The sequence below is a fragment of the Chryseobacterium sp. CFS2 genome (genome assembly GCF_036543225.1).
GTDB classification, from domain to species: domain Bacteria; phylum Bacteroidota; class Bacteroidia; order Flavobacteriales; family Weeksellaceae; genus Chryseobacterium; species Chryseobacterium culicis_A.
On record NZ_JAZHQU010000005.1, the window covers coordinates 347,311 to 368,408 of the forward strand.

Sequence of the window (21,098 nt, forward strand, 5' to 3'; positions counted from 1 at the left end):
CACTTAAGTTATTTTAGTTATTATGGTAGCGCCTTAATGAAGAGCACTTAAGTTTGAAAATCTACGATTTTCATTCTTTGGGAAGCTCTTTAAATAATTTAGAAGCAAAGGATTCACAGCCTTCGTGATAAAGATTGGTAACATTGAAATTAACTAAAATTGAGCGAGGCAGCTTTAATAGATTCATATAATTCATAGTTTGTGCTTTATGAATCTGATGAATTTCAGCAACTGATTTTATTTCTAAAACAATCAGATCTTCAATCAAAAAGTCGCATTTTAATTTGCAATCTATATAGCTTCCTTTATAGGAAAATGGTATTTCAAGTTCACTTTGGTATTTTAAACCTAATAATTTAAATTCTTTTTCCAGACATTGGTGATATAGACCTTCATATAGTCCAGGACCTGCTAATTTATGGACCTCAATGCAAGCTCCAACAATTTTATAAGACAGATCATTAATTATTTTTTGAGTAATCATAATGAAGGAAAGAACGAAAATCGTAGATTTTCAAAAACTAAAGTGAACTTAATATATCATATTTATGTAACTTAAAAACTTAAGTGTTTAAATAGTTATTAAAGGGTTGGAATAATTTTACCGGAAACTTCTCCGAAACCTACTCTTATACCGTCTTTTTCAGCCCATGCTTTCATGGTAACCGTATCATTGTCTTCGATGAATTTTCTTTCTTCACCGTTGCTTAATGATAAAGGATTCTGTCCTCTCCATGTAAGCTCAAGCATAGATCCGAAAGATTTTGGATCACTTCCGGAAATAGTACCGCTGGCATATAGGTCTCCTACTTCTACATTACATCCGTTTACGGTGTGGTGTGCCAGTTGCTGGGTCATATTCCAGTACATGTGTTTGTAGTTGCTTTCACAGATCAGGTTCTGATCTCCGTTTTCAGGCTGAATATATACCTCAAGGTTGATATCGTAGTTTTTATCACCTTCGAATTTTAAATACTCCAATACTTCAGGATCCTGAGTTGGAGAAGTTGTTCTGAATGGTTCCAAAGCTTCAAGGGTAACTACCCATGGAGAAATAGATGAACCGAAGTTTTTGGCAAGGAAGGGCCCTAGTGGAACATATTCCCATGACTGGATATCTCTTGCAGACCAGTCGTTGAAAACTACCATTCCGAAGATGGCATCTTCAGCATCTTTAGTAGAGATACTTTCTCCCATCTCTGTATTTCTGTTGAGGATGAAAGCCATTTCCAATTCAAAGTCAAGCTGTTTGCAAGGTCCGAAAACAGGTTTCTCCACATCTGCAGGTTTCATCTGACCTTTCGGACGGTTGATCTCAGTTCCGGAAACTACGATAGAAGAGGCTCTTCCATGGTAACCTACCGGTAAATGTTTCCAGTTTGGCAATAGAGCATTTGCAGGGTCACGGAACATTTTTCCTACGTTGGTAGCATGTTCAATGCTACTGTAGAAATCGGTGTAGTTCGGGATGTGAACAGGCATCATCATTTTTACTTTATCCAGATCATAGAAAGCTTCTTCAATGGTTTTCTGATCTTTTGATAAAATAGACCCTTCCTGTAATAATGTTTGAATTTTGGTACGAACAGCATTGGTAACCGGTTTACCCAGTTCGATAAATTCATTGATGGTATACGCTTCAAAAACATTGTCGTCTAATCCTTCAATATCTTCAAAATAACCAAGATCGTACAACGTAGCAAGATCAATTACCTGATCTCCGATTCTTGTACAGCATCCGATATATTCTTTGTTAAAAACTGCGACTCCGAAAGGAATATTGTGTATAGAAAAATCCGAATTTGAGGAATAGTCTACAAATGATTTCATAAGTTTAGATTTTAGTTAGATTAAAGATCCTCCAGAGTAATTCCCCGGAACATTTATTTTGTCTTTTTTGAGTAAGATGCTTCATCAATCCATCTGTCTCTGGTATTGACATCGATGAGGTACAGAATATTATCCTGTTGTGTCAGCAATAAGGTTTTGGTGACAGGCATTGGGATTTTTTTATTTTCAAGCATATCTGCCCGTAAAGAAATAATATTTTTTTTTCTGATAATATCTCCGGTGAAAACATTAGAGCTGCTTTCTCCTGTTGCTTTATCATCGAAAACTTCTACATAAGTGGCATTATTCCCTTTGATTATAATAAAGTCCCGTTCTGTATGATCGGCTTCATCTTTAATGAAAACAAACTTTTTGTTGTCAATATTTACATTTTCAAGATGCTGATTGATGCCTTTTCTTTGCTCAAGTCGATTAAGGATTTCATTCAGGGTTCCATACTGAGCTTGAAGTCCCAGTGTTCCCAGAAGGAAAATTCCTATTAAAAGTTTTCTCATATAGTGTGTTTTATAAAAAAGTTTTGCCAGAATACTGTATCCTGACAAAACTTATATTTTTTAATGTAAAATTAAAGATTACCTCTTCTTTCCTGTTCTCTCTCTAATGCTTCGAACAAAGCTTTGAAGTTTCCGGCACCAAAACTCTGTGCACCGTGTCTTTCAATAATTTCGAAGAATAGAGTAGGACGGTCTTCTACGGGTTTTGTAAAAATCTGTAACAAGTATCCTTCTTCATCATGATCAATAAGTATACCTAAATCCTGAAGTTTTTTAAGATCTTCATCAATATGACCTACTCTTTCAGGAACCATATCGTAATAAGCCTCTGGTGGAGCAGAAAGGAATTCAACACCACGTTTTTTCAATTCCGTTACGGTGTGGATAATATCTTTCGTGGCTACAGCAATGTGCTGTACCCCTTCACCTTCATAGAAATCAAGATATTCTTCTACCTGAGATTTCTTTTTACCCTCTGCGGGCTCGTTGATAGGGAATTTTGCATATCCGTTTCCGTTTGACATTACTTTAGACATCAATGCAGAATATTCTGTGTTGATCTGCTTGTCATCAAAAGAAAGGATGTTTACAAACCCCATTACTTTTTCGTACCATTCTACAGTTGGGATCATTCTGTTCCAGTCAACATTTCCTACACAGTGGTCTACATATAATAAACCTGCTTCTTCAGGCTTATAATCACTTTCCCACTTTTCATATCCAGGCATGAAAGCTCCGTTGTAATTTTTTCTTTCCACAAACATGTGAACGGTTTCTCCATACGTGTAGATACCGGACATTCTTACCTCACCATGCTCATCAGTTAACGTTACAGGCTCTAAATAAGGTTTTCCTCCTCTTTTAGTTGTTTCTTCGAAAGCTGCATAAGCGTCATCTACCCAAAGTGCCAAAATTTTTACTCCGTCACCATGTTTTTTTACGTGCTCGCTGATAAGAGAGTCAGACTTTAGTCCGGTAGTTAATACCAATCTGATTTTTCCCTGTTGAAGCACATAAGATGCGCGGTCTCTTACTCCTGTTTCAGGACCGGCATAAGCTACAGACTGAAAACCGAAAGCGGTTTTGTAATAATGGGCAGCCTGTTTTGCATTTCCTACATAAAACTCAATATAATCTGTACCGTTAATCGGTAAGAAATTTTCTGCTTGAGCTATTTTCTCGGCAAATGTAAGTGTTGACATATTTTCTCTTTTACTTTTATTTTATTGGTATGCAAATTACAAAATTCTTAGATATCGCGAAAATATTACCACGGATTCATTGAATATATTTAACATAACGTTAAAGAAGAGTTTACTTAAGTATATTTAAGTTTCTTAAGTTTAAAATAGGCTGACTACATTTGTTATACAAAAGACAAATGAAAAAAATATTTCGAAACATGAAAGCCGTAGATACTCTCTACGGCTTTCTTATTTTAGATAGTCTCAATTTTTCTGTTGAGCATTCCTGCATCGGGATTATAATTATCCCAGATCTTCCAGGTGTTATTTATTTTTTTTATAAAATAGATTTGGGTACTCAGCTGATTCACAAAATGTTCCTCTCCTGTTTCTCCCACTTTGAAGAGAAGATTCCAGAATTCCTGGGATTCTAATATTTTTTTATCGGGCTCATCGGTAACAACGTGTATATCAAAAACTTCGTAGTTGGATCTGTTGTTTTTGGTTACCAGATGAAAATCTTTATCACACAGCTCTTTACTGAATTGTGAAGCCCTTTCCAAAAAAGGAGAATCATCAAACACCAGACCTTTTAAGATTTCCGTATTATGGGTGGGAAACAGTTTGTAAAACTCAAAAGCTGCTGCACAGTAATCGTACACCATCTGGGTAAGATAGGACTGATCATCAGTTTCCTCATCGCCCTGTTTCTTGTATCTTATCGTAAGAATATAATCGTTAAGGTCCTTGTATCCTAAAAAAATACATATTTTATCCAGTGTTTTCAGAAACCTGAGATCACTATGGGTTTTATCCTGGTAATCGTTTTCAAAAAAACGCTGAAGAGTAACATGGGAAATCGTATTTCCAATTTCAAATTTCTTTCCTCCTTTCAGTTCCTCTGCTTCAGAAAGCTCATCCTTAATAATTTCAGAAAGAATAATATAATGGCTTCTCTTCCATTCATTCACATTCCCCAAAACAGAATTCCTTACCTTGGAATGCTTTACCACTTCTTCTCGTATCGAATTATATATAGTTTTCAATTTCCTTGTTTTTGAAAGAGTTTTATCAAATATACTGCCAAATTATTAATGTTTTTTGATCATTATATGGTGATGAATTCAAAATTTATTTTTAAGTCCCCGGTTAAAAAACCGTTTTGAGGTCTTTTATGATTGATTGTCAATGTTTAAATCTTTCAAAAGCAGCTCTCTCCAGCATTTCTCTGTCATCCGGGTGGGCTATACTGATGAGCTCCTGTGCTCTCTGGCGGAGATTTTTACCATACAGGTAAGCTGTTCCGTATTCAGTAACGACATAGTGGATATGACCTCTGGTTGTTACTACACCAGCTCCCTGTTTAAGAAAAGGAACGATTCTGGAAATTCCTTTTTTCGTTCTTGCGGTAATGGCTATGATAGGTTTTCCATCGTCACTTAAAGCGGCTCCACGCATAAAGTCCATTTGACCTCCGATTCCGCTGTATTGCATGGTTCCGATAGAATCTGCACATACCTGTCCCGTAAGGTCTATTTCAATGGCAGAATTGATGGCTACCATTTTCTTGTTTCTCATGATGTTGATCGGGAAATTGACTTCACTTACATCTCTGAACGCAAACACGGTATTGTCATCCACATAATCATAGAGTTTTCGGGTTCCGAAGCAGAAACTTGTTATGGTTTTGTTATCGTTGTAACCTTTGTATTTATTGTTGATTACATCATCCTGAATAAGGTCAATAACACCGTCACTCAGCATTTCTGTGTGGATTCCCAGGTCTTTATGGTTGGTAAGACATTTCAAAACAGCATCTGGAATTGTACCAATACCCATCTGAAGGGTAGATCTGTCTTCAATCAGCTCAGCTACATTTTTTCCGACAAGCATTTCTTCAGGTCCTACTTTTGAGCCATAGTCTACTGTTGGAAGCTCTTCTTCATGCCAAACGAGTTTGTGGATTCTGCTGATATGGAGCATCCCGTCACCATGGGTTCTGGGCATTCTTGGATTGACAATGGCCACAATAATCTTGGCTGTATCCACCGCTGCTCTTGCAATATCCACAGAAGTTCCCAGTGTACAGAAACCATGTTTATCCGGTGGAGAAACTGTGACGATCGCTACATCCAGTGGTAAAATATTTTTTCTGAATAAAATAGGAATTTCACTTAGAAATACCGGCACAAAGTCTCCTCTGTCAGAATTCACAGCATCACGTACAGGCGTAGAAACAAATAAAGAATTGATGAAAAAGCTGTCTTTGTACTCTGGTTTTGCAATTTCTACATTTCCCTGCTGGGTAATAGAAACCATTTCCACATTTTGTAATCGTCCAGCCTGTCTTGCCAGTTCATCAATCAGATAATTAGGAGTACAAGCACTGCCGTGGAAAAATACACGGTTTCCACTTTTTATCGTATATATTGCCTCTTCTGCACTGATGTAATTATTCATATTTTATCTTTTTTAAAAGGGTGTTAAGAGTATTTTTCTGCCTCAAAAAATACTTCTATTCTTTCAAAGATAATCTTATAATTTTATATTCAGATAAATATTTTTAGGATATTATACAGACTTTTGTCATACAAAATGAACCAGATTTAGTTGAAAAAATAAAGAACCGAATGCATTGGCATTCAGTTCTTTTATTCTGTTTATTATTTTGCTGAAAATCTTAAGGGGCAGTTTCAACAGCTGTTTTCTGCTTCATACTTCCGGTTTCTGAAAATCGAATATGCCAGCTGAAAGCTTCCTGCAGCAAATGAGGAGTATGACCTCCTTTTTCGCAGGCTCTGTCGAAATAAGATTGTAATTCTTCTTTATAGTCCGGATGAACGCAATTGTCGATAATCTTTTGTGCTCTTTCTCTTGGTGCCAAACCTCTTAAGTCTGCCAATCCCACATCTGTTACCAGAATATCCACATCATGTTCTGTATGATCAGTATGAGATACCATGGGAAGTACGTGAGAAATATTATTGCCTTTTGAAGCTGCCTGAGTCACAAAAATACTTAAGTAAGCATTTCTTGCGAAGTCTCCGGAACCTCCGATTCCATTCATGATTTTTGTTCCTCCGATATGGGTAGAGTTTACGTTTCCATAAATATCGAATTCAATAGCAGTATTGATGGCTATTACTCCCAATCTTCGGATCAATCCCGGAGTATTGGAAATATTCTGAGGTCTTAGAACAAATTTGTCTTTATATTTTGAAAGATTTCCCAGGACTCTTTCATAACATTCCTGAGATACGGTAATGGATGATGCGGAGGCGAAACTCAGTTTACCGGAATCTATCAGATCAAATGTACTGTCTTGAAGTACTTCGGAAAACATCGTCAGATCATAAAAATTACTGTCTCTGAACCCTGTAAGAACCGCGTTGGCTACTTTACCGATACCTGCCTGAAGAGGAAGCAATCGGTCTGTAAGGCGTCCCAAAAGAACTTCATTTTCAAAGAAGGCAAGAAGGTGTTTGGCGATGGCTGTTGTCTTTTCATCCGGTTCTGCGATATCTGCCGGGCTGTCTTTACGATTGGTAAATACAATGGCTTCAATTTTTTCAGGGTCAACAGGAATGCTTTTTCGCCCGATTTTGTTCCATGGGGCAACAATAGGAATAACATTTCTGTACGGATAATCTTCTGCCTGGTAGATATCATGGATACCATATACTTCTTCAGGAACCTCTGTATTGATTTCAATGATGACTTTCTTAGCCAAAGCAGCAAAAGTCACGGAATTACCTACAGAAGTGGTCGGAACAATGCTTCCGTCTCTTTCAATATAGGCAGCTTCAATAATGGCTACATCTATGCTCTGAAGATTTTTGGTGTGGAGAAGCTCGGCACTTTCGCTTAAATGCTGGTCGATGAAGAGAATCTCACCGCTGTTGATTTTGTTTCTTAAGATAGGATCTACCTGAAACGGCATTCTTTTCTTCAGAACATTGGCTTCTGCCAGTTTCCCGTCGGTGCCGTGGCCAAGTGAAGCTCCGGTCATCAAAGTGACTTTCAGGTCTTCTGTTTTTCCTCTTTCTGCAAGTGCCGGCAAAATAGCCTTGCTGTCACCTGCTTTTGTAAAGCCGCTGGACCCAATGGTCATACCGTCCTTAATGATTTTTACAGCGCTTTCAGCTGTGGTTACCTTTTGGTGTAAACTTTCTAATCTGATTCTTTCTAACATGTAATATTGATTTTGTTTTAAACCACCATTACTTAGGATGCGTTATGAAAAATAATGATGGTTAAATATGTTAACCATACCTTACAAATTTACAAAAAAAGACGCTTTAAATAAAGGATTTAAAGCGTCTTTTGTATGTATTCAGTAATACTTTTTTGATAATTTTACTGTTTTATTCTAACCATGAAGTTTTATAAGAAGGATCTTCTACTTTTAAAGCTTCTTCAGTAATTTTTAAAGGACGGAAAGGGTCTACCATTACCGCATATTCTTCCGTGAATTTTTTACCGATACTTCTTTCCATAGCACCAGGGTGAGGTCCGTGTACAATTCCTCCCGGGTGAAGGGTGAAATCCATCAGATCAATATGGTTACGGCTCATGAAATCTCCTTCTGTATAGAACAATACCTCATCAGAATCAATATTGGAGTGGTTGTATGGTGCTGGAATTGCCTGTGGATGATAATCATACATTCTTGCGCAGAATGAACATACTACGAAATTATGTCCTTCAAAATTCTGGTGAACCGGTGGTGGTTGGTGAATTCTTCCGGTAATCGGTTCAAAGTTTTTAATATTGAATTTATAAGGATAAAAATAGCCGTCCCAGCCTACCACATCGAACGGGTGAGTAGCATAGATGAAGTCGGTAATCTGGTTTTCTTTTTTAACTTTAATCAGGAATTCTCCTTTTTCATCGATGGGTTCTTTATAAGTAGGAGCAATCATATCTCTCTCACAGAATGGAGAATGTTCCAATAGCTGCCCGAATTCATTTCTGTATCTTTTCGGAGTGTAAATTGGTGAGTGACTTTCTAATACAAAGAATACAGTATCATCAGATTTCAGTTCTACCTGATAAATGGTTCCTCTCGGAATAATAAGATAATCTCCGGTTACAAATTCAAGATCACCTACAAATGTTTTTAAAATCCCGGTACCGTTATGAACATACAAAAGTTCATCACACTCAGCATTTTTGTAGAAATAATCCATCGATTTTCTTGGCTTTGCCAATCCCATTTTCAGATCATTGTTCATCAAAAGGATCTTTCGGCTGTCCATGAAATCATCTTCAGGAGTGACGTTCATTCCCTTAAACATTCTCGGAGCAACATTTTTTTCCACAGCTATTTTGGGAGTAACATCTTTCGGTTCACCGATAGATTTAATCTGAGTAGGGCGGTGGATATGATATAACAGTGAAGAAATACCATGGAAGCCTTCTGTTCCGAAAAGCTGCTCATAGTAAAATTTATCTTCCGGAGACTTAAAGATCGTATGCCTTTTTGGTGGGATATTTCCCAATTGATGATATCTCATTTTACTTTGATATGTAGTTTCTCAAATTTAATCATTTTTCACGAATTGGCTCAACCTATATTTTTAGATTAAGTTTTGTATTTGAAAAATAATTGTTAGATTTGTCTAACAATTTTAATTTCATGAAGCGAATATTATTTTCTATTACTTTTTTATCAACCTATTGTTTTGCGCAGGAGACAGACAGCTTGAGTCTACAGCAGACTAAAAGTCAGGATTCTGCAAAAGTTATGAAGAGGGAATTCAAGACAAGTAACATTGAGGATGTAGTGGTTACCGGTACCATAAAACCGATGAGCAGGTCTAAAAGTCCTGTTGCCGTAGAGATCTACAGCCAGAAATTCTTTCAGAAAAATCCTACTCCCAGCATTTTTGAGGCGATTGCGATGGTGAACGGTGTAAAACCCCAGCTGAACTGTTCCGTGTGTAATACGGGAGATATTCACATTAACGGATTGGAAGGACCTTATACCATGATTCTGATTGACGGAATGCCAATTGTAAGTTCACTATCTACAGTGTATGGCCTGAGTGGGATTCCCAATAGTCTGGTAGACAGGATTGAAGTAGTGAAAGGGCCAGCTTCGTCAATTTATGGCTCTGAAGCAATGGGAGGAGTGATCAATATTATCACCAAAAATGCTTTGACTGCTCCTAAATTAAGTGTGGACCTGATGACATCGAGCTGGTTTGAAAATAATCTGGATCTTTCTACCAAGTTTAATGTAGGGAAGAATGCCGCTTCATTATTAAGTTTAAATTATTTCAGTTTTCAGGAAAGAATAGATCAGAATAAAGATAATTTCACGGATGCCACTTTACAAAGCAGAATTTCTGTATTCAACAAGTGGAACTTTAAGAGAAAAGAAAACAGACAGGCAAGTTTTGCTTTGAGGTATCTGTATGAAGACCGTTTTGGGGGAGAAATGCAATGGAATAAATCTTTCCGTGGAAGTGATGAAGTGTATGGAGAAAGTATTTACACCAACAGGGCAGAAGTTTTTGGTTTGTATGAATGGCCAATGAAAGAGCATATCGTGACTCAGTTTTCTTATAATTATCATGATCAGAACTCTTTTTATGGATCCAATCCTTTCAATGCAACACAAAAGGTAGCTTTTGTACAGACCTATTGGGACAGAAGCTTCGGAAAGCATGATATCACGGCCGGGCTTACTTTCAAAAGAACTTTTTATGATGACAACACTCCGGGAACTTTAGCTTCAGACGGAATTACCAATGCTCCGATGAAATCTCCAATCTGGGGAGCTTTTATCCAGGATCAGTGGGAGATTAACGATAAAAATACTTTGTTGCTTGGATATCGATATGACTATGATAAAGTACATCATTCTGTACATTCACCGAGATTAGCATGGAAGTTTTCACCCAATCCGTATCACACTTTACGTTTTAATTTTGGAACAGGATTCAGAGTGGTGAATTTATTTACTGAAGATCATGCTGCACTGACAGGCTCAAGGGAAGTTGTGGTAAAATCTGATCTGAAACCGGAAAGATCGGTGAACGGAAACCTGAACTATATCTGGAAAATCCCTGTAGGAAACCGAATGGTGAATCTTGATGCATCTGCATTTTATACTTATTTCAGTAATAAAATTGTGGGTGATTTTGATTCAGATCCTAATAAAATTATTTATGATAATCTTCACGGATACGGAATTTCAAGAGGTGCTTCTTTGAATGTGGATTTTAGTTTTCAGTTTCCGCTGAGTGTTAATCTGGGAGTGACTTACCTGGATGTATATCAGAAATTTGATAATGAGAATCAAAAAACACAACAGCTGCATGCTCCAAAGTGGAGTGGAACGTATAACCTGACATATAAGTTTCCAAGTAATCTGACTATAGATTTTACAGGACAATTTTACGGCCCTATGAGGCTTCCGGTCCTGGTGAATGACTATCGCCCTGAATATTCACCATTGTATTCTTTGGCTAATATCCAGGTGTCCAAGAGTTTCAAATCAGGATTTGAGGTGTATTGCGGGATGAAAAATTTATTCAATTTCAGGCCTAAAGATCCTTTGATGAGACCATTTGACCCATTTGATAAGCATGTTGATGATCCTATCAACAATCCTAATCATTATACTTTTGATACGGCGTATGGCTATGCTCCGATGCAAGGGATAAGAGGTTTTCTGGGAGTAAAATATACTTTAAAATGAAAAAATTAGCTTTATTTTTAATGTTAGTGCCCTGTTTTTATCTGTCACAGATGAAGACAGGCACTTTTTCTGATCTTGAGGTTCAGCAGAAAGAAAATCCTAAACCGGTTGTAATCCATCTTTATACGGACTGGTGTTCGGTTTGTAAAATTGAGTCTTTCCGTTTAAGTAAAGATAAAGAGTTGGTTAATATGATCAATGACCATTTTTATTTCGTCAATTTTGAGGCGGAGAAGACAAAGGAGAAAATCCACTTTCAGAATCAGGAGTTTGAATATCTGCAAAATGGAAATTCCGGAATTCATGAGTTGGCGTTGGCGTTGTCAAAGAATAAAAACCAGCCTGTTTATCCTTTGTGGGTATTTCTGGATAAGCATCAGAACTTAGTGTATTATCAGGAAGGGCAGATGACGCCTGAAAAAATGAAGCAGAAACTGTTGGAGATTTCTGCTTTGTAAGGTGGGAGATTTTGTTGGAAAACGCAAAGGCGCAAAGTTTTTTCTTTTCTTATGTTTTAAGGCGTAAGGATTTTATCTGCGATAAAATTGTATATTCCTAATACTTTATAGATTATTCCTTGCTGAAAATCTTTGATTTTCTTGCGCATTAAAAAACAACACATTATTTATTTTTCTCTGCGTCTTTGCATTTTTCTAACCTTGCAAAATTTTATTCATTTCCCACAGATTACACAGATGCCACAGATTTTTTGGCTTGTTGAACTTTTAAAATTTGTGAGAACGATCCCAATCTTTAAATAATTAAATCTTTTAATTAATTATCAGCATCAATCAAAACAGCCAGCTGAATACAAGGTTCATCAGAGCGATTGCTCCATGCATGATTGGTGCCTCTTTGTATGACAATATCTCCCGGTTTCAGAAGCGTTTCTCCTTCTTCCATGATGAGATAGAGCTCACCGGAAAGAATAATGATATAATCCAATGTTGGCGTTTGATGCATCATGGGGTGAGGTTCAATCTTTTTCCATTCTACTCCTAGATCTTTATCCGGAGGGATTACTACATATCGGAAATAAGTGCCGTTTTTAGGAGTTTGAGGAAATCCGGTATTGGGAATTTTCGTTTCAAGTTCTAAGCTGGCCGGCATTTTCTGTGTATTCCATACATCAGAAATAATAAGTCCGGGAAAGTGTTCCACAGCGTTTTCTACCTGTTGGTCTTCAATAATAATCGATTTTCCTTCTTTAATTCCAGTTACGATTCGTCTTGGTATTTTGTTCATAGATTAATGTTTCATGATAAGTTTATGCCCTTGGGTCTGATTATTTTTCAATATAGAATGTGCCTGCAGAACGGTATCCAGAGAGAGGTTTCCTACAAGTTTATGCTGAGGAGGAAGAATTGTTCCGTTTTCAATAAGTCTTTTTATTTCTAGTAAACTGTTTTTATAATACTCATATTTTTTTATCATTCCATAGGTATAATTGGAGATATTCATGATCAAAGTTCCCTTGTTGAACAACATTTCATGAGCATCTTTAGTGACTAAAGCGGTCACATCCACATAAGTTGCGTTAATTTTTAAAACTTCGGCCGTCACTTCAGACATAGAGTTTCCAACCAGATCAATTCCAAATTCAAAAGGCTGATCGTTATTTGCTTTTAAAATGTTTTCAATAAGATTTTCCTCTCTGTAATTAATGATTTGATGATCTTTCAGACCTAATTTGAGAAGCATCTGCCTGTTTTCTTCATTGCCAACGGTTGCAATAACCTGTCGGATATTATGTGCCAGTAAAAATTTAATCAGAAATGAACCCACACCTCCGGCTGCACCTGTCACAAGAACAGTATTTTCCGGATTTAATTTCAGACGGTTAAAGATCTGCAAAGAAGTAAGTCCTGCGGAAGGAATGGAAGCTGCCTGTTCAAACGAAATATTTTTTGGTTTAAAGGAAACAATGGCTTCAGGAACAGCAATATATTCAGCGTAAGTACCGTTGCTTCCCATAGAGCCGCTGCCACTATATACTTCATCTCCAATATTGAACTCTGTAACTTCGGAACCTTTATCTATTACAATTCCGGACAACTCTCTTCCTAATATCGGGGAACTGATCAGTTTCCGTTCCAATTCATTTTCCAGCATCTGATAATCGATGGGATTGAAACCGCTTGCTTTAATCTGGATTAAAACTTCATTGCTTTTAGGTTTGGGCTGTTCTGTAAATCCGTCCTCCAGTTTTCCGTTTTTATTTAAAATAACTGCTTTCATATGTTTTTATTTGATACACAAATGTAAAGAGGGAATAGTTTATATTTGCTACTAGTTAACCAATGGTAACTAGTTACCTTCATGAAACTATTATGGCAAAAATCATTGAAAACGGTATCGAAAGAGAGGCAAGCTGTACAGAAGAATTGTTTGCTATGCGCGACAGCCTGTATGTGTTAGGAGGAAAATGGAAGCTGATGATTTTACGTTACCTGACCAACAGGCCGGATCAGATGATTCATTTTAAAAAGTTGGAACGAAGTATTGAAGGAATCTCTGCTAAAATGCTGAGCAAAGAATTAAAAGAACTGGAAACAAACCTTTTGATTACAAGAACCATTCAGGATACGAAACCTATTACAGTAACTTATGCGGTGACCGAGTACGGGAAATCTGTATTTCCTGTCACAGAAACATTGGTCAATTGGGGGATACTTCATCGGGAAAAAATTAAAGAATCAATGGGGTAGTTGTGAGATATTGAAAAACGCAAAGACGCTAAGTTTTTTCTTTTCTTATGTTGTAAGGCGCAAGGATTTTATCTCCGATAAAATTGAATGCTGTTTATTTATTTTATAAAACCTTTGCTGAAAATCTTAGATTTTCTTGCGCCTTACAGCAGTATATTATTAAATTTCTTTTGCGCCTTTGCGATTACTAATAAATATTGCTTCATAGAAAAAAGTCAAAAGAATCTGCGAGTTCTTCTGTCGCATAGATGAAAAAATCCCCAGACCCAAAGCAGGGTTGAGGATTTTAAATAATACCAAATTGTTTATTAATTTTTATCTAACCATAAATTTACCAGTTCAGAGTGATCTTCCACCCATTGTTTAGCGGTAGCTTCTTTATTTTTACTCTGTTCCATTTTCATTAAAAGATCAGACATATTTTCATCATCAAAATGAAGTCTGGAAAAGAACCTGGCCAGCTCCGGATGATCCTTCACAAAACTTTTTCTGGAATAGGTTTTAATCTGCTCAGCTTCACCAAATATCTTTTTAGGATCATCAAGAAATTTAAGTTTCATTTTGCCGAACATCCAGTGAGGCTGCCATCCGGTTACTACAATCCATTGTTTACGTTGTATGGCGTTTTGCAATTCGGTGATCATGGCAATGGTAGAGGAGTTGATCTGTTGATAATCCAGCTTATAATCAATAATAGCTTTATCCGTTCCGGTTGTTAATCCAGCTCCTTTTTCAATTCCTATGATTCTGTGGCTGAATTGCTCCTGATGCTGATTAAGTTCTTCAATGGAATTAACAGGGACGTATTCCGGAACGACCAATCCTATACGGCCATTGTTGTAATTGGTGCCAATATGGGTTAATCCCGGGAATTTTGCCAGTTTTTTAGCATGTGTATAAGGAAGCCAGACTCCCATGAAAAGATCTGTATCTTCATTATTCATTGAAGCCATAATCATATCGGTAGACGCTTTTTGAATTATAACATGATAACCCTGTTTATCCAGAATGGCTTTGGCAACATGCGTCATGGCAACATCTTCTGCCCAGCCATCTACCATTCCTATGGTGATGTATTTGGAGTTTTTTATATTTTCACACGAACTTAATGCTGTAAATATTAACATTAAAGCGGGTAAAAACATATATTTAAATTGTTTCATCTTATTGCTTTTTCTTTACAAATCCCTGAGTAATACGGTCGAGGATAATGGCTAAAATCACAACGGATAATCCACTTTCAAATCCTAATCCGATATCCAGATTATTAATTCCTTCCAATACTTTTTCCCCTAAACCTCCTGCGGCAATCATTCCTGCGATAACCACCATGGATAAAGATAATAGTATGGTTTGATTGATTCCTGTTAAAATAGTTTTCATGGCTAAAGGAAGTTCTACCTTGAAAAGGATCTGACGGTTGGTAGCTCCAAAAGCTCTGGCTGCTTCCACGATATCTTTCGGAACAGCTTCTATTCCCAATGTGGTTAATCTTACCGCAGGCGGCATGGCAAAAATGATGGTTGCAAAAGCTCCCGGAACTTTACCGATACTGAAAAACAGTACAGCAGGAATCAAGTAAACAAATGCCGGCATGGTCTGCATCAAATCCAGTAAAGGACGTATGATCTTTGCAGCTATTGCATTTTTTGCAGCCAGAATTCCCAGAGGAATAGAAATGATAAGGGCGGTAATAGTGGAAACAAAGATAAGCGCCAGGGTTTCCATGGTTTCTTTCCATAATCCCATTAAAAATATTAAACTCAGTCCGGCTGCGGTTACTACGGCGATACCTTTTCCTGCTTTCCATAATGCCAACAGGGTAAAGAAGAGAATGATAACATAAAAAGGGGTATGTACCAAAACCCATTCAATCCCCATAATAGAGGCGTTTCCTAAGTGTTTTATGACATCAAATACAGGTTTTCCATTTTCTGTGAGCCAATTGATAGCAGTTTCTACATATTGACCTATATCTATAGTTTTATTCATCTTATTGATTGTTTGCGATTTCTTTTAATTCAATGATTTCTTCTTCGTTAAACTTGGTCGCTTCTATGATGAGAGATAGCTGGGTAACAAGACCTAAAAATTTATTGTCTTCATCAATTACTGCGATGGCTGATTTACTTCCGGAAATTAATGGCAGCATTTCTTCTACGGTTACTTCAGGATAGACTGAAGGAACATTGCTGTTGATAATTGATTCTACTGTAGGTTCTTTCTTTTTGGCAATGCGAACAACGTCATTAAGCGTTACAAACCCCAGAAATTTATTCTGAAAATCTACAACAGGTAAGTTTTCAAGTCCTGTGGCTCTCATTTTTCTTAAAGCTCCTTCAGGACCGTCTTTTCTGAAACGTACCACTGTAGCTTTGTCGAACATTAGAGATCTGGCTGTAATAATTGTTTTACGGTCTACTTTCTCTACAAAGGCTTTTACATAATCACTTGCAGGATTGGTTAAGATCTCTTCGGCAGTTCCTATCTGTTCTATGACCCCATCTTTCATAATGACGATACGGTCTCCGATTTTAATGGCTTCATCAAGGTCGTGGGTAATAAAGACAATGGTTTTTTGTAATGTATTCTGCAGTTCAAGCATCTGATCCTGCATTTCAGATTTGATCAAGGGATCCAGCGCGGAGAAGGCTTCATCCATAAGCAATACTTCCGGATCATTAGCCAAAGCTCTTGCCAATCCTACTCTCTGCTGCATTCCTCCTGAAAGTTGGGAAGGATACTGGTTCTCAAAACCATTCAATCCTACAATATCCAGGGCTTTCTGTGCTTTTTTATCACGGGAAGCTTTGTCTTCTCCTCTAATTTCCAGGCCGAAACCAGCATTGTCTAAAATGGTATGGTGGGGAAGTAATCCGAATTTCTGGAATACCATGCTCATTTCTGTTCTTCTTACTTCCAGCAGTTGTTTATTGTTTTTACCGGTAATATCATCGTCATTGATGTATACTTTTCCGGAAGTGGGTTCGTTCAGTCTGTTGAGGCAGCGTAATAAAGTAGATTTTCCACTTCCCGAAAGTCCCATGATGACAAAAAATTCTCCTTCATAGATTTCAAAACTGGCTTTGTTGATTCCTACGGTACAGCCTGTTTTTTCAAGAATTTCCTTTTTGGAAAAACCTTTGTCCAGAAGTTCCTGTGCTTTTTCTTTGTTTTTACCAAAGATGATGGTCAGGTCTTCCACTTTAAGTTTTACTTTTCGAGTGTTTTCATTTTTTTCCATATTCAGAATTTTTCAATTAATAATTTGATATAATATATTGTACACCAATTTATTATATACATTTAGCATTCGTTGTTCTGCTGATGACAATAGGGTAAAATAATTTGCTAAGCCTTTAGTGATAAAAGCTTTAAACAAAAAAATAACAGCATAAAGACCACCTGGCCTTATGTTTATTTTAAATATTTCAATAGATTATACTCTAGAAAAAGAGTGTATCATGTAAAAAGAAGCTAATCTTTTACATAAATTCTACAATTAAATTACTGATGAGGTAATTACAGATATGTGTACTGAACAACTTGAATGGCTACATTTCATCAAAATGCTTGCCAGCATCAAAAAACTGTATATCAATTTTTTATGACGCTGCAAATTTACGAATTTTATATTAAATGGATTTTTTAGGCTGTAATATCTTGATTTTCAGTATGGTTTTAAAGTGGTGTTTCACAGGAATTTTTTCTCTTATCATTCTAGTTAAGAGAATATTGATGTGAAAAGAAACTTTGACGATATTACCCGTAAGACTATTTCAATAAAACGGCAATAATGGCAAGGATAGCGGGTAAAGCCTGAACGAAGAATATTTTTTTAGTAGCCGAAATTGCTCCATAGATTCCTGCTACGGCTACACATCCTAAAAAGAATAGGGCAACATTGGTTTGCCATTGCGGATCTTTAATCAAAAATGACCAGATCAGTCCGGCTGCCAGAAAACCATTGTAAAGTCCCTGATTGGCCGCTAATCCTTTGGTAGGTTTAAACATTTCCGCAGGTAAAGCTGCTTTGAAAACTTCCTTTCCTTTGGTTTCCCAGGCAAACATTTCCATCCAAAGAATATAAATATGTTCCAGTGCAACGATTGCGATCAGAATTTTAGCAACGATTTCCATAATAAATATTTTCTCATTGTAAAACTAAAAAAATAAAGTTAAGTTTGAGTATTAATTTCTAAGATGGACTCATTCAAATCGCATTTAAATAAATTTATTACCATAACCGATGAGGAATTTGTTTCCATCATGTCTTTTTTTCAGGTTCTTGATGTGAAAAAGAAACAAAATCTGGTGCTGGAAGGAGAGATTTGCCGAACGATGTATTTTGTGTTGAAAGGATGTTTGAGAAAGTTCTTCATCAACGAAAAAGGAGTGGAGCAAACTACCGAGTTTGCCATTGAAAACTGGTGGATTACAGATACATTTGCTTACGAAAGACAAATACAGACAGATTTTTCAATACAGGCGGTAGAGCATTCTTCTATTCTGGTAATTGATCTGGAGCGTCAGGAAGATTTATTAAAAAAACATCCTGTGATGGAAAGGTATTTCCGGATGGTTTATCAAAGGGCATATGCTGCTTCGGAACGGAGAATCCGTTATTTGTATGAGATGTCCAGAGAAGAACTTTATATGCATTTCAGTACTTTATATCCGTGGTTTATCCAAAGAATTCCCCAATACCTGATTGCTTCCTTTCTGAATCTTACTCCGGAATATCTGAGCGAAATCAGAGCAAAATTACGATCTTAAACCAGTTTAAGATTTTTACGAATAAGAAACCGGAAATTTGTCATGTTATTAAAAGCTAATGCAATGACAGATCATAAAAATCAATTTCCGCAACTCTTTTTAAGGCTGGCTCTTGCCGTTACGATGCTTTCTGCAGTGGCAGACCGATTCGGATTATGGAGCAAAGAAAATTCGTCATGGGGAAACATGGAGAGTTTTAAAGAATATACAAGACAGCTGACCTATTTCCTTCCGGAAGCTTTGAGCATAGTCTCAGCATATGCTGCGACGTTATTGGAAATTCTTTTCCCTTTAATGCTGGTTTTAGGATTTAAAACAAAAATAGCAGCGTACGGAAGCAGTATTTTACTCTTGATTTTTGCGATATCAATGACCATTGCATCAGGACCAAAAGCTCCGCTTAACTATTCCGTGTGGGTAGGAAGTGCTGCCGCGCTTTTACTGGCGGTACAACAACATTATTCTTTAAGTATAGATCAATTAACCAAAAAATAATAATATTATGAGCACAAGATTGAATATTGCAACAGTAGATTCAGCAGCTTACAAAGCGATGATGGGATTAGAAGGATATTTACAAACTACTTCTTTAACCCATATTCAGAAGGAATTAATTAAAATCAGAGCTTCACAGATCAATAAATGTGCTTTCTGCCTTGATATGCATACAAAGGATGCTATCAAATATGGTGAAACGCCTCAGAGAATTTTTATTCTGAACGGATGGACGGAAGCCAGAGAATTTTTCACAGAAGAAGAACAGGTACTTTTAACAATGACTGAGGAAATTACTTTGATCAGCCATCAGGGGCTTACTGAGGAAACTTTCCAAAAAGCAAAGTCATTTTTTGATGATAACCAGATTGCTCAGATCATTATGGCTATCGTAACGATCAATGCATGGAACAGAATTGCAGTAAGTACTCATCTTCCGATTGCAAAATAGTGAAGTCTGGAAGCGGGGAGATGGGAGATGGAAGTCAATGAAGACTGCATCATCTACGGATGTTTACTTTATTTAAAAAAACGGCCTTTCAAATTTTTGAAAGGCCGTTTTGATGTAAGATGCAAAGTGACAGTGTAATACGGTTTGGGTATTAATTCTAAAAATAAATCTAAGGTTCATTTTATTTTCTAAACAGAATTACCTTGTCTCTTTGTTTCCCGGATATAAAAGTTTAAACAACCTCCTACTGTATTTAAATTAATAAATAGCCACAGGATTCACATTCACCTGAGTAGAACCTACATATAAAGGCTGTCCCAGTACGAATAAAAATTCCCAGATTTTTTGTTTAACCAAAGGACGGCTGTCGATCAGTTCCAGATTATAGATTCCTTTTTTAGCCAGCATAAACTGATTGATAGGGAATTCTTCTTTACTTTTCGGGTTGGGATAAACTTCGGAAGCCCAGGTATCACCGCCAAAAGCAACAATTCCCTGATCGGCAAGCCATTTTGCGGCATCCATTCCGATTCCCGGTTCTGTTTCAAGAAATTGCTGGTTATTTTTACCTATCAATTCAAGCCATCCGGTATTAAAAAGAACGATATCACCTTTTCGTAGGGTAAGTCCCTGCTTTTTTAAAACAGATTTAATATCTTCTACGGTAAATTCTGTTCCTCCCGGCACAATAGATTTTCCATAATGAGCCGTCATGTCAAGAACTATACCGCGGGTAACGAACGGAGGTACTTTTTCAACACCCAGTTTTTTTACCCCTACTACGGTTACAAAGTCTGTGGCTTTATTTCCATTGTAGTACATGTTATCAATCCCGATGTGCCCGATACCGTTCAGCTGTGTTCCGACTCCGGTCCATCCGTTGACCAATTCGTCATTGAAGGTGAATTTATTGGGTCCTATGCTTTTTCCGCCCTGTTCTCCGGGCTGAATATTGTATAAATTGAAGCTTCTGTGTCTGAAAGCGGGAAGCTTTTTATCAATAGGAACGGCAAGGGCTAATGTTTTACCTTGTTTTACTAAACCAAGGGCTTGTTTTACCACTTCAGGAGTCAGTAGATTGGCCGCTCCGATTTCGTCTTTTGCTCCATAAGCAGACGGATACCATGACTGGTCTTCCGGATTTACAAGGGTTTGAGCTTTTAAAGTAACGCTGCTAATAGTCAACAGAGTTGCTAACCCGAACATTTTGATCAGATTATTTTTCATTTTTTGTAAGGTTTGGGATTGGGGAAGGGAAGTGGGAAGCTGGAAGAGGGAAGTTATTGAAGTCTGATAACAGAGGGAATTGTATTGATTTAATTTTTGTATAACTTGACTTCAACTGTCATTCCGACGAAGGAGGAATCTCTTTGTCACATTCCGAATAGTACAAGAGAAGCCTGCTAATTATCAATACACTCATTGAACTTC

The 21,098-nt window shown here is 37.0% G+C and carries 21 protein-coding genes; 6 read left to right on the top strand and 15 right to left on the bottom strand.

Translation table 11 applies throughout. The features are described 5' to 3' along the window. Positions 1–70: 70 nt before the first annotated feature. From ODR02_RS14380 to ODR02_RS14415, 8 genes are all read right to left on the bottom strand, one after another. Complete coding sequence (locus tag ODR02_RS14380) at positions 71–484, bottom strand: GxxExxY protein (RefSeq protein WP_309513380.1); 414 nt, start codon at positions 482–484, stop codon at positions 71–73. Positions 485–582: 98 nt separating this feature from the next. Beyond that, positions 583–1,830 (bottom strand): fumarylacetoacetase, encoded by a 1,248-nt coding sequence (gene fahA, locus ODR02_RS14385; RefSeq protein WP_209785783.1) that lies wholly within the window; start codon positions 1,828–1,830, stop codon positions 583–585. Between the two features lie 53 nt (positions 1,831–1,883). Then, positions 1,884–2,345, bottom strand: a complete 462-nt coding sequence (locus tag ODR02_RS14390) for a hypothetical protein (protein WP_309513381.1) — start codon at positions 2,343–2,345, stop codon at positions 1,884–1,886. A 71-nt stretch (positions 2,346–2,416) separates the two neighbouring features. Beyond that, the gene (gene hppD / locus ODR02_RS14395) at positions 2,417–3,547 is read right to left on the bottom strand and encodes a 4-hydroxyphenylpyruvate dioxygenase (RefSeq protein WP_105684476.1); all 1,131 of its coding nucleotides are present in this window, start codon (positions 3,545–3,547) and stop codon (positions 2,417–2,419) included. A gap of 236 nt (positions 3,548–3,783) precedes the next feature. After that, positions 3,784–4,575, bottom strand: a complete 792-nt coding sequence (locus ODR02_RS14400; protein ID WP_209785781.1) for a hypothetical protein — start codon at positions 4,573–4,575, stop codon at positions 3,784–3,786. 139 nt (positions 4,576–4,714) lie between these two features. Continuing rightward, positions 4,715–5,989, bottom strand: a complete 1,275-nt coding sequence (locus ODR02_RS14405; protein WP_309513382.1) for an acetyl-CoA hydrolase/transferase family protein — start codon at positions 5,987–5,989, stop codon at positions 4,715–4,717. Positions 5,990–6,209: 220 nt separating this feature from the next. After that, on the bottom strand, positions 6,210–7,721 hold the full coding sequence (locus ODR02_RS14410) for a succinate CoA transferase (protein ID WP_309513383.1): 1,512 nt from the start codon (positions 7,719–7,721) through the stop codon (positions 6,210–6,212). A 172-nt stretch (positions 7,722–7,893) separates the two neighbouring features. Next, positions 7,894–9,045 (bottom strand): homogentisate 1,2-dioxygenase, encoded by a 1,152-nt coding sequence (locus ODR02_RS14415; RefSeq protein WP_209785777.1) that lies wholly within the window; start codon positions 9,043–9,045, stop codon positions 7,894–7,896. Positions 9,046–9,167: 122 nt separating this feature from the next. Here ODR02_RS14415 and ODR02_RS14420 point away from each other — a divergent pair, with 122 nt between their 5' ends. Continuing rightward, complete coding sequence (locus ODR02_RS14420) at positions 9,168–11,237, top strand: TonB-dependent receptor plug domain-containing protein (protein WP_309513384.1); 2,070 nt, start codon at positions 9,168–9,170, stop codon at positions 11,235–11,237. Continuing rightward, positions 11,234–11,695, top strand: coding sequence for a thioredoxin family protein (locus ODR02_RS14425; protein WP_309513385.1), 462 nt, complete (start codon positions 11,234–11,236; stop codon positions 11,693–11,695). The genes ODR02_RS14420 and ODR02_RS14425 overlap by 4 nt, the downstream gene beginning before the upstream one ends. Positions 11,696–12,011: 316 nt before the next feature. Here the strand turns inward: ODR02_RS14425 and ODR02_RS14430 are convergent, their stop codons facing one another. Beyond that, positions 12,012–12,482 (bottom strand): cupin domain-containing protein, encoded by a 471-nt coding sequence (locus tag ODR02_RS14430; RefSeq protein ID WP_309513386.1) that lies wholly within the window; start codon positions 12,480–12,482, stop codon positions 12,012–12,014. A gap of 3 nt (positions 12,483–12,485) precedes the next feature. Further along, a complete protein-coding gene (locus ODR02_RS14435; RefSeq protein ID WP_309513387.1) occupies positions 12,486–13,475 on the bottom strand; it encodes an NADP-dependent oxidoreductase in 990 nt (329 codons plus the stop codon). A gap of 92 nt (positions 13,476–13,567) precedes the next feature. On the opposite strand from ODR02_RS14435, the gene ODR02_RS14440 reads away from it, so the two are divergent. Then, the gene (locus tag ODR02_RS14440) at positions 13,568–13,945 is read left to right on the top strand and encodes a winged helix-turn-helix transcriptional regulator (RefSeq protein ID WP_309513423.1); all 378 of its coding nucleotides are present in this window, start codon (positions 13,568–13,570) and stop codon (positions 13,943–13,945) included. Positions 13,946–14,253: 308 nt separating this feature from the next. Here ODR02_RS14440 and ODR02_RS14445 read toward each other — a convergent pair whose 3' ends face one another. The 4 genes from ODR02_RS14445 to ODR02_RS14460 form a co-directional block, all read right to left on the bottom strand. After that, positions 14,254–15,108, bottom strand: a complete 855-nt coding sequence (locus tag ODR02_RS14445; protein WP_309513388.1) for a glycine betaine ABC transporter substrate-binding protein — start codon at positions 15,106–15,108, stop codon at positions 14,254–14,256. A gap of 1 nt (position 15,109) precedes the next feature. Continuing rightward, a complete protein-coding gene (locus ODR02_RS14450; protein ID WP_309513389.1) occupies positions 15,110–15,937 on the bottom strand; it encodes an ABC transporter permease in 828 nt (275 codons plus the stop codon). 1 nt (position 15,938) lies between these two features. Beyond that, the gene (locus ODR02_RS14455) at positions 15,939–17,189 is read right to left on the bottom strand and encodes a quaternary amine ABC transporter ATP-binding protein (RefSeq protein ID WP_309513390.1); all 1,251 of its coding nucleotides are present in this window, start codon (positions 17,187–17,189) and stop codon (positions 15,939–15,941) included. 530 nt (positions 17,190–17,719) lie between these two features. After that, positions 17,720–18,085, bottom strand: coding sequence for a DUF1304 domain-containing protein (locus ODR02_RS14460; protein WP_105684465.1), 366 nt, complete (start codon positions 18,083–18,085; stop codon positions 17,720–17,722). A gap of 63 nt (positions 18,086–18,148) precedes the next feature. On the opposite strand from ODR02_RS14460, the gene ODR02_RS14465 reads away from it, so the two are divergent. From ODR02_RS14465 to ODR02_RS14475, 3 genes are all read left to right on the top strand, one after another. After that, entirely contained in the window at positions 18,149–18,721 is a 573-nt protein-coding gene (locus ODR02_RS14465; protein WP_309513391.1) for a Crp/Fnr family transcriptional regulator, read from the top strand. Positions 18,722–18,784: 63 nt separating this feature from the next. Next, the gene (locus ODR02_RS14470) at positions 18,785–19,216 is read left to right on the top strand and encodes a DoxX family protein (RefSeq protein WP_309513392.1); all 432 of its coding nucleotides are present in this window, start codon (positions 18,785–18,787) and stop codon (positions 19,214–19,216) included. Between the two features lie 7 nt (positions 19,217–19,223). Beyond that, entirely contained in the window at positions 19,224–19,667 is a 444-nt protein-coding gene (locus tag ODR02_RS14475) for a carboxymuconolactone decarboxylase family protein (RefSeq protein WP_309513393.1), read from the top strand. Between the two features lie 258 nt (positions 19,668–19,925). Here the strand turns inward: ODR02_RS14475 and ODR02_RS14480 are convergent, their stop codons facing one another. After that, the gene (locus ODR02_RS14480; RefSeq protein WP_309513394.1) at positions 19,926–20,894 is read right to left on the bottom strand and encodes a cyclase family protein; all 969 of its coding nucleotides are present in this window, start codon (positions 20,892–20,894) and stop codon (positions 19,926–19,928) included. Positions 20,895–21,098: the final 204 nt, after the last annotated feature.

Coding starts and splice junctions, on each gene's coding strand:
- ODR02_RS14380 (WP_309513380.1), bottom strand. CDS start 484: ATGATTACTCAAAAAATAATTAATGATCTGTCTTATAAAATTGTTGGA.
- fahA (WP_209785783.1), bottom strand. CDS start 1,830: ATGAAATCATTTGTAGACTATTCCTCAAATTCGGATTTTTCTATACAC.
- ODR02_RS14390 (WP_309513381.1), bottom strand. CDS start 2,345: ATGAGAAAACTTTTAATAGGAATTTTCCTTCTGGGAACACTGGGACTT.
- hppD (WP_105684476.1), bottom strand. CDS start 3,547: ATGTCAACACTTACATTTGCCGAGAAAATAGCTCAAGCAGAAAATTTC.
- ODR02_RS14405 (WP_309513382.1), bottom strand. CDS start 5,989: ATGAATAATTACATCAGTGCAGAAGAGGCAATATATACGATAAAAAGT.
- ODR02_RS14410 (WP_309513383.1), bottom strand. CDS start 7,721: ATGTTAGAAAGAATCAGATTAGAAAGTTTACACCAAAAGGTAACCACA.
- ODR02_RS14415 (WP_209785777.1), bottom strand. CDS start 9,045: ATGAGATATCATCAATTGGGAAATATCCCACCAAAAAGGCATACGATC.
- ODR02_RS14420 (WP_309513384.1), top strand. CDS start 9,168: ATGAAGCGAATATTATTTTCTATTACTTTTTTATCAACCTATTGTTTT.
- ODR02_RS14425 (WP_309513385.1), top strand. CDS start 11,234: ATGAAAAAATTAGCTTTATTTTTAATGTTAGTGCCCTGTTTTTATCTG.
- ODR02_RS14430 (WP_309513386.1), bottom strand. CDS start 12,482: ATGAACAAAATACCAAGACGAATCGTAACTGGAATTAAAGAAGGAAAA.
- ODR02_RS14435 (WP_309513387.1), bottom strand. CDS start 13,475: ATGAAAGCAGTTATTTTAAATAAAAACGGAAAACTGGAGGACGGATTT.
- ODR02_RS14440 (WP_309513423.1), top strand. CDS start 13,568: ATGGCAAAAATCATTGAAAACGGTATCGAAAGAGAGGCAAGCTGTACA.
- ODR02_RS14445 (WP_309513388.1), bottom strand. CDS start 15,108: ATGAAACAATTTAAATATATGTTTTTACCCGCTTTAATGTTAATATTT.
- ODR02_RS14450 (WP_309513389.1), bottom strand. CDS start 15,937: ATGAATAAAACTATAGATATAGGTCAATATGTAGAAACTGCTATCAAT.
- ODR02_RS14455 (WP_309513390.1), bottom strand. CDS start 17,189: ATGGAAAAAAATGAAAACACTCGAAAAGTAAAACTTAAAGTGGAAGAC.
- ODR02_RS14460 (WP_105684465.1), bottom strand. CDS start 18,085: ATGGAAATCGTTGCTAAAATTCTGATCGCAATCGTTGCACTGGAACAT.
- ODR02_RS14465 (WP_309513391.1), top strand. CDS start 18,149: ATGGACTCATTCAAATCGCATTTAAATAAATTTATTACCATAACCGAT.
- ODR02_RS14470 (WP_309513392.1), top strand. CDS start 18,785: ATGACAGATCATAAAAATCAATTTCCGCAACTCTTTTTAAGGCTGGCT.
- ODR02_RS14475 (WP_309513393.1), top strand. CDS start 19,224: ATGAGCACAAGATTGAATATTGCAACAGTAGATTCAGCAGCTTACAAA.
- ODR02_RS14480 (WP_309513394.1), bottom strand. CDS start 20,894: ATGAAAAATAATCTGATCAAAATGTTCGGGTTAGCAACTCTGTTGACT.